This window comes from Acinetobacter sp. 'aerobic (ED)', from assembly GCF_904886855.1.
GTDB classification, from domain to species: Bacteria; Pseudomonadota; Gammaproteobacteria; order Pseudomonadales; family Moraxellaceae; genus Acinetobacter; species Acinetobacter courvalinii.
The window spans coordinates 41,892-52,945 of record NZ_CAJHGI010000012.1 but is presented as its reverse complement, the minus strand read 5'-3'; the positions used below and the strand labels follow the sequence as shown (position 1 = coordinate 52,945).

Below are 11,054 nucleotides of genomic sequence, written 5' to 3'. Positions count from 1 at the left end.
GGTAATTTAGATATTTAGCAAACTTATCAACCAACTCAAGAATCTAACCATTTTAGCCAAACCCTTGTTTCTCAACAAGTTTTTATCTGCATCACCGCCGATGGATGTGCATTCTACAGCATTTCAGACCGGATGCAACCCTGTTTTTTATTATTTTCTTTTGCATGTTTCTTTTTTCAACAAAACTGATGTTTTCGTTGTTTTTATCATCTATATACGTATAAAAAGCAGGCTCTGGGCCTGCTTTTTATAATTTTTATTTCGATTTAGTCGGTGAAAGTCACACGTGCAATCGCTTTTTTACCTGACTGAATGATTAAAGTGACGTTTTCTTTGACAGAGTAGCTCATATCCACCACATTCCAGTCGACTTTAACCGCACCACGACCCACCGCGTCTTTTGCAGCAGCAGCATTCGGGTTTAAACCTGCCACGCGCAGAATAGTTGCAATAAACAACTCGCCACCAAACTCGCCACGAGAAATCGTTACTTCAGGGGTATCTTCTGGCACTTCACCTTCAGTTACACGGTTACCTGCACTTTTATGAGCATTTTCTGCCGCTTCTGCATCATGAAAACGTTCCACCAGCTCAAGTGCCAAAATACGTTTGATCTCTTGTGGGTTACGACCCGCAGCCATCTCATCAAGCAAGACTTTGATTTCATCCAGTGATTTAAAGCTGAGTAAATCAAAGTAGCGCTCAATCAGGCTATCTGGCATCGACAGGATTTTTTGGTACATCGCGCCTGGCGTGTCGAACACACCAATATAGTTGCCTAAAGATTTAGACATCTTATTAACGCCATCTAAACCTTCAAGAATTGGCACAGTGATACACACTTGTGATTCTTGACCATAGCGACCTTGTAAGGTACGGCCCATCAACAAGTTAAACGTCTGGTCTGTTCCGCCTAATTCGACATCGGCTTCAAGCGCAATCGAGTCATAGCCTTGTACCAATGGGTAGAGAAACTCATGAATCGCAATCGGCTGATGGTTGTTATAACGCTTGGTGAAATCATCACGTTCTAACATACGCGATACCGTTTGCTGGCTTGCCAACTGGATTAAATCAGCAGCGGTTTTTTGACTAAACCATTCTGAGTTAAAACGGACTTTGGTTTTATTTGGATCTAGGATTTTAAAAACTTGTTCTTGGTAGGTTTTTGCATTGGCAATGACCTGCTCTTGTGACAACGGCGGACGCGTTGCGCTCTTACCCGTTGGGTCACCGATCATGGCTGTATAGTCACCAATCAGGAAAGTCACTTCATGACCTAAATCCTGAAAGGTTTTTAATTTATTGATCAGAACAGTATGTCCCAAGTGTAAATCAGGAGCCGTAGGGTCAAAGCCTGCTTTTACACGGAGAGGACGATTCTCTTTCAGTTTTTTCAGTAAATCTTCTTCAGAGATAATCTCGTGCGTGCCTCGTTGAATGAGAGCAAGCTGTTCTTCGGCTGGCAAGAAATTTGACATCACAAAACCTAAACACATCAGTTATTCAATTTGTGCGATATACTAACATTTTTTCAGCATCTTGCAGGATAAGTTGTATATGAGCGCGATCTATATTGGTGTAATGACAGGCACGAGCATGGATGGTGTTGATATTGTTGCAACTTCATTCGATCCTTTAACACTGCATGCCACACTCACCGTGCCTTTTGAGCCAGAATTGCGTGATGAATTGATGGCATTAACGCTGCCTGACGACAATGAAATTGACCGTATGGGTAAAGCCGATGTCGCTTTGGCACAAATGATCGGGCACGGCATCAATCAACTGATTGAGAAAAATAATTTAGACCGCACGCAAATTAAAGCCATCGGCTCACATGGGCAAACTATTCGTCATCGTCCTGAGCATGGCTTTACCTTGCAAATTGGTGATCCGAATATCATCACTGAAATCACACAACTGCCCGTGGTTTCGGATTTCCGCCGACGCGATATGGCTGCTGGCGGGCAAGGTGCACCCTTAGTTCCGGCGTTCCATCAGGCGTTGTTTCAGCATGACAGTATTCATCGTGTGATTCTAAACTTAGGCGGGATTGCCAATATCAGTATGTTGCCTGCCAACAATGCAGACGGCGTTTATGGCTTTGATACAGGCCCGGCCAATATCTTGATGGATGGCTGGTGCCATCGTCATACCGGTCATCCTTATGATGAAAATGGCGACTGGGCAGCCTATGGTAATCCGATTCGCTCGCTATTAGATCGTTTGCAAAGCCATGAGTTTTTTGCCAAAGAACCGCCAAAAAGTACGGGTCGTGAAGACTTTAATCTGGAATGGCTAGACGAACAGCTCAGTGACTGGCGCAATGACCTGGGCTATGACGAACTGGAAGACACGCCAGAAAATGTTCAGGCTACCTTGATGAAACTAACCACACGTGCCATTAAGAAAGCCATTTATCGCAGCAAAGAGGCGATGCCGACAGGCGAAATCTACGTATGTGGTGGTGGAGCGTATAACTCGCATTTACTTGAACAGTTGCGCTGGCGCTTGCGTAAACATAACTGGTCGGTACAAACCACAGATGCGCTGGGTTTAGCGCCAACATGGGTAGAAGCAGCAGCGTTTGCCTGGTTAGCAATGCGATTCGTAGAACAGTTGAGTGGCAATCTTCCCGCAGTGACCGGTGCATCAGGTGATCGTATTTTAGGGACCATCACCGTGGTATAAGAATAAAAAAAGCTTCTCAACTGGAGAAGCTTTTTTTTATGACAACAAGAATCTATTAAATCGAGAAAGATGAACCACAGCCACAGGTCGTGGTCGCATTCGGGTTTTGCACCACAAAACGTGAACCTTCCAGTCCTTCCAGATAATCAACCACTGAACCGACCAGATATTGATAGCTGAGTGAATCGACCAGCATTTTCACATCGCCATTCACAAATTCAGCATCATCTTCATTGACACTTTCAGCAAAGTTAAAGCCGTAAGAGAAACCTGAACATCCGCCACCCGTTACATATACGCGTAACATAAGGTCGTTATTCCCTTCACTTTCGCGTAGTTGGCGAACTTTGTTGGCAGCATTATCTGACAATTCTAGAGCTTGGGCGTTCATGATGGATATTCCTCAGACTTCAATACGTCTTTCATAAATAAAAGACCCGATATGTAGTATAGCATACTCAATATCGGGTCTGTATTTGAAGTTTTAAAGTGCGCTTAATGACTTTTTACAAGTTTACTTGTAGTTTTCGTCTTGTAAGCCACATTCAAAATTCTTGGCATCTTCACGGCAACGGAATTGCCATAATAATTTCATCATCCGCTTGTCATAAATCCCTTTAGCGGTCAGGTTGATACGCGCTTCACGCATCAGTTTTTGATAGCCAGGCTTGTCTGCGGCAGGCACTTCCATCCAGTATTTTTGAGGAATGTCTGCTTTCATTTTGCCCAGAATACCAAACGCGCGTGGTAATTGCGCTTTCACCCATTCACGAGATTTTTGGCCAAAGCCTGTTGGAAATTTATCAGGATGAATAATCAGGTTGCCCGTCACCTGCAAGATTGGATAATTCACAATTGCGCCTTTGCTGCCTAAACCCTTATAGAGTTCCAACGGCTTAAATGCAGCGGCTGGTGCACCAATGATATCGACCTGTCCGTTATTAAATTTAGCGCCAAAGTTAGTAATATCTGAGCTCACTGCTTGTGCACCGACCTGTGAAGCCATGATTTTTTGTGCTTCATCATAGTCCAGTACGGCGATTTTCTTGCCCGCAGCTTTAGCAACAGTATTGATATTACGGTCATTTACCAATAAGTAGGCATCACCGACAGGAATCACCCCCACCACTTCATATTTGCCATTGACCATGGCTTTAGCAAAGGTTGGACTCGCAAGGCCCTGCATGACTTTCACGGCGAGTTTAAGATCAGTAATCGCTCCAATCGCATCCAGTGAACCTGTAAACGGGTTAAACTGACGACCACGCATCCCTGTGATACTGACCCCATCACATTTACCTGCTTTGAAATCTTCAGCAATAACCGCTTCATTGGTGCCCACTTTAAGCTCAATATCTGCGCCCCAGTTTTTTGCAGCCAGTTGATAATCTTTCATCAAGGCATACACATCACCGCTTTTGCCGACGATATCGAATACACAAATTGTTTGTTTGGCCTGAGCACCCGCAGATGCCGCCGCGATCCCTGTTGCAAGTAATAAGGTTTTAAACCATTGCATTTTATTGTTCCTTTGCATCTATGCTAATTGTTGTTGCACCACACCCAAATTTAAAATCCTGGTCCATCCTGTTCAGATTTCAAATAAATCTATGTTGTTATGCAGTCATGTTTCATTGTCCAGACCAAACCTGCTTTCGATCTTTCAAGATTCCATCTGGTTTTTATATATTTCTATCATTACGATCTTTCAATCTAAACACAATGACTCAAATGACAGTGGTAAAAAAACCAAAAGCCTAGATGAATCTAGGCTTTAAGTACGCTTTATGGCAATTAAGGATTATTCACCCGGTAATGCACATTCAAAGTTTGCTTTGTCTACCGAACAACGTGCTTTCTTCAATACAGACATCATGCCAGCATCGTAAATACCGCGTTTAGTAAGATCCATACGACCGTCACGTAACAGTTTTTGGTATTTCAGATTATCTTCAGCACTTAAGTTCATTTTGTATTTTGCTGGGATTTCAGACTCGTAACGTTTGATCATGGCAAAAGCTTTTGGCAATTGTTTCACGAAGTAGTCACGAGATTTTTGACCAAAACCAGCAGGGAATTTTTCTGGACGAATCACAAGATCAGCAGTCACTTGTAATACTGGGAAGCTAAACATTGCACCATTCGCGCCCAAACCTTTGCTTAACTCTAATGGTTTGTAGGCATAAGCAGGTGCACCCACCATATCAACCTGACCATTGTTGAATTTCGCAGCGAAGTTTGAGATGTCAGAAAGAACCGCTTGCGCGCCTACGCGTTGTACCATGATTTTTTGCGCATCGTCATAACCCAATACCGCGAATTTTTTACCCGCTGCTTTTTCAATTGAGTTAATGCTCTTGTCACGTACGAAAATGTAAGCAGCACCTAGCGGAGAGATACCCGCAACTTCGTATTTGTTACCACCTAAATTGGTGGTCATTTTTGCAGCATTACGCGCATCAAGAACATAGGTAATTGCACGTTGTGCTACCGCATTACTTGGCGCACCACCAAGCGAGTCAACAGAACCCGCAAATTTGTTATATGGACGAGCACGCATTGCTGTCATTGCTACAGCAGCACATTTACCCGCTTTAAAGTTATTGTCTGCAACCTGTTCATCCGTGATTGCAAGCAGGTTGACATCAGCGCCCCAGCCTTTCGCTGCGAGTGCCCAGTCCTGCATCATTTTGTATGATTCACCTGACTTTCCTAATAAGTCGAATACACACACGTCAATTGCTGCTTGAGTAGAAGCAGATACACCAAAGATCGAAGTTGCTGCAAGAGCAAGTGCCATTTTTTTCATATTTTTCATCCTTTCACAAACTTTATGTTTGTCTCCTTGTTCGAAGCAAATATTAATCATGTTTTTTGAAAAAAAATAGAGCTTCTACTCTATTTTTATGACTGGATTGTTTATTTTTTACCCTCTTTTATCTCTTTCTATTATTTTAATAGGCATTTTTGTTATATATGCCTAAGTTTGTGTATCAAATTATCTATTGCTTGTTGTTCTCCTGTTTTATTCGCCACTCAGGGTACATTCAAAATTGGTCCGTTCTACCGTACAACGGGCGCGTTTGAGTACATTCATCATACTCGCATCATACACGCCTTGCTTGGTTAAATTCATGCGTCCATCACGCAACATTTTTTGATAACGGGTTTTATCTTCATTGGTCAAGGTAATTTTTTTGGCATTCATGCCTGCTTCTAAACGTTGCACCATGGCAAAGTTACTCGGCAATTTATTGACGAACCATTTACGTGATTGCGGACCAAAACCTGCAGGAAATTTTTCCGGGCGAATAATCAGGTCACCGGTAATATTGACCACAGGGAAATTAAACAGCGCACCATTGGCCAGTCCCTTACTGATTTCCAGAGGTTTATAGGCATAGGCAGGTGCAGCAATCACATCGACCTGCCCGCTATTGAATTTTTTTACAAAATCAGAGATATCCGATGGTACTGCCACCAGATCAATACTTTCAACAATCGCTTTTTGTGCCTGATCATAATGTAAATACGCAAATTTCTTGCCTTTGGCCTTTTCTATGGTGTCGATCTTTTTATCACGAACAAAAATGTAGGCCAGCCCGACCTGAATAATGCCGGCAACTTCGAATTTTTCACCATTCATTGTTGCAGTTAAACGATGCTGATTGCGTTTATCCAGTACATAACTAATCGCTTTCTGTGCAATGGCATTACTGGTGACTGCCCCGACAGCATCGACAGAACCTGCAAATTTATTATATTTACGCGCCCGCATCGAGGTCATATATACCCCGTCGCACTTGCCGGCATCAAAATCTTTTTCTGCCTTTTCCTCATCCTGATAAGGAATTAATTCAACGTCCCCTTGCCAGGTCTTGGCAGCAAGCTTCCATTCTTCGACCAGCTTATAAGACTCCCCAGCCTTACCCAATAAATCAAATACGCAAATGTCCTGTTTTGCCTGTGCAGGAGTCGCCGTGACCAAGAGCGCCGTAGCACTCAATGCCCAAAGTCCTTTTTTCATCTTGTTTTCCCTTTCTACCCTATATTGCACAATTTTCCATCAGTGCCAGATCAATATAGTCAGCTTTTGTTTAAAAGCATAGTGCTTTTATATACATACGTCGGGTTTTCCTGACTTTTAACACTATTGATCACAGTTTGACAATTTAAGCCAACTCTTTTTTGAGAAGGGCTGTTTGCCCCCGATTACTCATCACTAGAGGGTGGACTCTATTTATTCTCCACCTAAGGTACATTCAAAATTAGTCCGGTCGACGGTACAACGTGCCCGTTTGAGTACGTTCATCATGCTGGCATCGTAAATTCCACGTTTGGTCAGATCAATCCGTGCTTCACGCAAGATGCGTTGATAACGGGTTTTGTCTTCCTGATCCAGACTGATTTTATATTTGGCAGGTAATTCCGCTTCGATTCGCTGGATTAAGGCAAAATTGCGATTAAGCCGACTGAGAAACCACTGTCGTGAGTTTTGCCCAAAGTTGGTCGTGAATTTTTCAGGTCGAATAATCAGATCCATGGTCATGTTGACCGCAGGAAAAGTAATGATCGCACCGTCATTGCCCAAACCTTTATAAATTTCCAGTGGTTTATAGGCATAGGCTGGCGCTGCCATGATATCGGCCTGCCCTTGATTAAATTTCTTGGCAATATCCGAGATATCGGAAAGTACAGCTTGCCCGCCAAGACTCCTGACCACAATTTTTTGCGCTTCGTCATAGCCCAAGACTGCAAACTTCTTGCCCCGGATTTGTTCAATGCTGTTCATTCTTTTGTCTTTGACAAAGATATAGGCCAGACCAATTTGTGAGATCCCTGCCACTTCATAGCTTTGATTCGCGACCTGACTGATTAAACGGCGCTGGTTTCGCTTGTCCAAAGCAAAACTAATCGCTTTCTGTGCAATGGCATAGCTGGGTACCGCGCCAATCGCATCGACAGAGCCTGCAAACTTGTTATAGGCACGTGCACGCATTGAGGTCATATACACACCCTCGCAACGACCTTGTTCAAAATCATGTTCAGCCATCGCCTCATTCTGATAGCTGACCAGATTGATTTCACCCTGCCATGCGCTTGCGGCTAAGGCCCATTCTTGCATGGCCTTGTAGGCTTCGCCTGATTTCCCCATAAGATCAAATACACAAATTTTAGTTGCAGCACTGGCCTGTGTATTGATAGCCAGCATCAGCATGGCTCCCAATGCCAGAATTCCCTTCTTCATTGCCCCGTCCTAGTTGACTCTTTTTGATGTGATGTGTTGTTTTTCCTAGATTTTAAATCATAATCTGATTTTCATCACAAAAATAGAGCATTTACTCTATTTTATAATAAGCGGGTGAAATGATGATGTCTGCCTTAATCTGCAATATAAAATTTGCATTCATGGGTGATCACCTTAAAATGCAGCTATCTATTCGCTATTTTGCATGCTCATGATCCAATTTGACCAAGTTTCATTACGCCGTGGTGGGCGCGTCCTGTTCGAAAAAGCCTCAATGCAGCTTCATCCTGGCTGGAAAATTGGTCTGACTGGTGTCAATGGCGCAGGTAAATCAACTTTATTTGCAGCATTTTTAGGTGAATTGGGCGCAGATGAAGGTAATTTAAGCCGTCCGGCAGTGTGGACCGTGGCACACATGGCGCAAGAAATTAAAGCGCTGGAAATGCCTGCAATTGATTTTGTCCTTTCTGGCGATGAGGAATATTGGGAGATTCAAGAAAAATTAGCCCATCCTGATCAGCTCAGTAATGATGAGCTTGCCCGTCTGCATGGCCGTTTTGATGAAATCCACGGCTATGCCGCCCCCGCCAAAGCAGCGCAATTGATGGCTGGCTTAGGCTTTCTGGATCATCAAATCCGTTTAAATGTCGCCAGTTTCTCTGGGGGTTGGCGTATGCGTTTAAACCTAGCCCGTACTCTGATGAGTCGTTCAGACCTGTTATTACTGGACGAACCGACCAACCACTTGGATTTAGATGCAATCCTGTGGTTAGAAGACTGGCTAAAAGCCTATGAAGGAACACTGGTTCTGATTTCGCATGACCGTGACTTCCTGGACGCAATTACTGATCATATTCTGCATATCGAAAATCAGGAACTGACGCTGTATACCGGCAATTACTCAACCTTTGAAACCACCCGCAGCGAACGTTTGGCACAACAACAACAAGCCTTTGAGAAGCAGCAAGAAACCCGTGCCCACTTACAAAAGTTTATTGATCGCTTTAAAGCCAAAGCCACCAAAGCCCGTCAGGCACAAAGCCGCATTAAACAGCTAGAGCGCATGCAACAGCTCGCCCCTGCGCATGTCGATACACCATTTACCTTTAGTTTCCGTGAACCTACCAAAATGAGTTCACCATTACTCAGTTTAGATGCTGCAAGCATTGGTTACGGCGATAAAATCATTGCCGAAAAGATTCGCCTGCAAATCACCCCAAGCTCACGGATCGGTTTACTGGGGATGAACGGCGCGGGTAAATCAACACTGATCAAAACTTTGGTCGGGGATTTACCGTTACTTGCAGGTGAACGTAAAGCTTCTGAATTATTAAATATCGGATATTTTGCCCAGCACCAGATGGATGCTTTGGATGCCAATGCCAGCCCAATGCTGCAACTGGCCCGTATTGCGGATAAAAAAATCAGTGAAGCTGCGTTACGCGCCTTTCTGGGTGGATTTGGCTTTAGCGGTGAACGTATGGACACCCCATGTGAAAGCTTCTCTGGAGGCGAACGCGCACGTCTGGCACTGGCCTTAATCGTATGGCAGCGTCCAAACGTGCTGATTCTGGATGAACCGACTAACCATTTAGATCTGGATATGCGTCATGCCCTGACGATGGCGCTGCAGGATTTTGAAGGCGCTGTGGTGCTGGTCTCGCATGAACGTCAGTTGATCGCCAGCGTCTGTGATGATCTATTACTGGTGCATGCAGGCAAATGCACCGAATTTGAAGGTGATTTGCAAGACTATGCCAAATGGTTACGTGAAGCACGCCAACAACAGATCAATGCACAAAGTGCCGGGCAGCAACAAAGCGTGGCCACTCAAGCTCCAGCCGTGAAGATCGATAAGGAAGCGCAACGTAAAGAAGCGGCACGCCGCCGTGAAATGACGCGCCCTATTCGTAAAAATATTGAAAAAGTCGAAGCTCAGATCGAAAAGGTACAGCCCCGTCTGGCAAATATCGAACAGGCGCTGGCAGACAGTGCTTTATACGAAGCAAGTCGCAAAGAAGACTTGATGAAACTCATGAATGAACAAAATGAGCTAAAAGCCAAACTGGAGCAATTTGAGGAACAGCTTTTAGAATTGATGATGGAGCTGGAAGAACTGGAAAGCTCATTTGCTGAATAACATGAATGATCTATATCTGTAACTGAAACAGGTATGGATCTCATCTTTTCAGGCCTCGACACTGAATAAAAATGATTTTGATAAAACCTAACCATAGTGAGCAGATACTTAAAAACACTATGAATATCATCAAAAATGTCATGATTCTGTCGATAATTTAAGATAAGGTAAAACTGGAATTTTCGTAGAAAATTGAGCTTTGGGTTCAGGCTCGATATACTCAGCTCCCATTGTTGTAATGTTATAACTGACGAATGAATCCTGAGGGTTAAATTCATTTCACATTTTTTTGTACTTTAATTTGGTGAGTACTCTATTTTGGATCATACAAACTGAATGAATTCTTTAGATTTTATTTTTAATTTTGAGCATATTCTGCCCGTTTTGGTGCAAGAATATGGTTTATGGATCTATTTTATCCTCTTCTTAATTATTTTTTCAGAAACAGCCTTTGTTTTCATGTTCTTCTTACCCGGTGATAGTTTATTGCTGACAGTCGGTGCATTGTGTTCAGTGGTTGAAATAATGCATTTAGGTTATATGATCAGTTTGCTGTTCTTTGCCGCAGCATTGGGTTATATGGTCAATTACCATATCGGCCGTCATTTTGGTGACCGTATTTTCAATATGAAATCACGCTTTATCAAGCAGGAATATCTACAAAAAACCAATGTGTTTTTCCTGAAACATGGCGGAAAAACCATTCTATTGGCGCGTTTTATTCCTTTTGCACGTTCTTTCGCGCCTTTGGCTGCAGGTTCGAGCAATATGAATTATACCCATTTTGTGATGTATAACATTCTGGGGGCTTTTCTCTGGATCAGCGTACTGGTGACAGCAGGTTACCTGTTTGGTCATGCCTTAATTCAGGTCAGTGATTTTGTAGAAAGTTAATCCCCTTTTAATACAGTATTGTATGATTTAGCAGGAAAGTTCGTCTTTCCTGCTTTTTTTAATCCATTTATTCTATGT

The 11,054-nt window shown here is 43.2% G+C and carries 9 protein-coding genes; 3 read left to right on the top strand and 6 right to left on the bottom strand.

From position 1 onward, the window contains the following. Nucleotides 1-266 precede the first annotated feature (266 nt). A complete protein-coding gene (gene tyrS, locus JO943_RS17920) occupies nt 267-1,499 on the bottom strand; it encodes a tyrosine--tRNA ligase (protein ID WP_009506246.1) in 1,233 nt (410 codons plus the stop codon). 61 nt (nt 1,500-1,560) lie between these two features. Here tyrS and JO943_RS17915 point away from each other — a divergent pair, with 61 nt between their 5' ends. Continuing rightward, complete coding sequence (locus tag JO943_RS17915) at nt 1,561-2,694, top strand: anhydro-N-acetylmuramic acid kinase (RefSeq protein ID WP_202741445.1); 1,134 nt, start codon at nt 1,561-1,563, stop codon at nt 2,692-2,694. A 55-nt stretch (nt 2,695-2,749) separates the two neighbouring features. On the opposite strand, the gene erpA is transcribed toward JO943_RS17915, so the two are convergent. The 5 genes from erpA to JO943_RS17890 all read right to left on the bottom strand — a co-directional run bounded on the left by erpA (nt 2,750) and on the right by JO943_RS17890 (nt 7,942). Then, on the bottom strand, nt 2,750-3,085 hold the full coding sequence (gene erpA / locus JO943_RS17910) for an iron-sulfur cluster insertion protein ErpA (protein WP_005281616.1): 336 nt from the start codon (nt 3,083-3,085) through the stop codon (nt 2,750-2,752). Nucleotides 3,086-3,208: 123 nt separating this feature from the next. Continuing rightward, nucleotides 3,209-4,213 (bottom strand): putative solute-binding protein, encoded by a 1,005-nt coding sequence (locus tag JO943_RS17905; RefSeq protein WP_005281613.1) that lies wholly within the window; start codon nt 4,211-4,213, stop codon nt 3,209-3,211. A 282-nt stretch (nt 4,214-4,495) separates the two neighbouring features. Then, complete coding sequence (locus JO943_RS17900; protein WP_032871454.1) at nt 4,496-5,503, bottom strand: putative solute-binding protein; 1,008 nt, start codon at nt 5,501-5,503, stop codon at nt 4,496-4,498. Between the two features lie 216 nt (nt 5,504-5,719). Beyond that, the gene (locus tag JO943_RS17895) at nt 5,720-6,721 is read right to left on the bottom strand and encodes a putative solute-binding protein (RefSeq protein WP_005228154.1); all 1,002 of its coding nucleotides are present in this window, start codon (nt 6,719-6,721) and stop codon (nt 5,720-5,722) included. 213 nt (nt 6,722-6,934) lie between these two features. Beyond that, on the bottom strand, nt 6,935-7,942 hold the full coding sequence (locus JO943_RS17890) for a putative solute-binding protein (RefSeq protein WP_202741444.1): 1,008 nt from the start codon (nt 7,940-7,942) through the stop codon (nt 6,935-6,937). Between the two features lie 211 nt (nt 7,943-8,153). Here JO943_RS17890 and JO943_RS17885 point away from each other — a divergent pair, with 211 nt between their 5' ends. Both JO943_RS17885 and JO943_RS17880 read left to right on the top strand, forming a co-directional pair. After that, nucleotides 8,154-10,082 carry an ATP-binding cassette domain-containing protein gene (locus tag JO943_RS17885; RefSeq protein WP_202741443.1) on the top strand — a complete coding sequence of 643 codons (1,929 nt, stop codon included), beginning with the start codon at nt 8,154-8,156 and terminating at the stop codon, nt 10,080-10,082. Nucleotides 10,083-10,418: 336 nt separating this feature from the next. Then, entirely contained in the window at nt 10,419-10,976 is a 558-nt protein-coding gene (locus tag JO943_RS17880) for a VTT domain-containing protein (protein ID WP_005228161.1), read from the top strand. The last annotated feature ends 78 nt before the right edge of the window (nt 10,977-11,054 follow it).

Coding starts and splice junctions, on each gene's coding strand:
- tyrS (WP_009506246.1), bottom strand. CDS start 1,499: ATGTGTTTAGGTTTTGTGATGTCAAATTTCTTGCCAGCCGAAGAACAG.
- erpA (WP_005281616.1), bottom strand. CDS start 3,085: ATGAACGCCCAAGCTCTAGAATTGTCAGATAATGCTGCCAACAAAGTT.
- JO943_RS17900 (WP_032871454.1), bottom strand. CDS start 5,503: ATGAAAAAAATGGCACTTGCTCTTGCAGCAACTTCGATCTTTGGTGTA.
- JO943_RS17890 (WP_202741444.1), bottom strand. CDS start 7,942: ATGAAGAAGGGAATTCTGGCATTGGGAGCCATGCTGATGCTGGCTATC.
- JO943_RS17915 (WP_202741445.1), top strand. CDS start 1,561: ATGAGCGCGATCTATATTGGTGTAATGACAGGCACGAGCATGGATGGT.
- JO943_RS17895 (WP_005228154.1), bottom strand. CDS start 6,721: ATGAAAAAAGGACTTTGGGCATTGAGTGCTACGGCGCTCTTGGTCACG.
- JO943_RS17905 (WP_005281613.1), bottom strand. CDS start 4,213: ATGCAATGGTTTAAAACCTTATTACTTGCAACAGGGATCGCGGCGGCA.
- JO943_RS17885 (WP_202741443.1), top strand. CDS start 8,154: ATGATCCAATTTGACCAAGTTTCATTACGCCGTGGTGGGCGCGTCCTG.
- JO943_RS17880 (WP_005228161.1), top strand. CDS start 10,419: ATGAATTCTTTAGATTTTATTTTTAATTTTGAGCATATTCTGCCCGTT.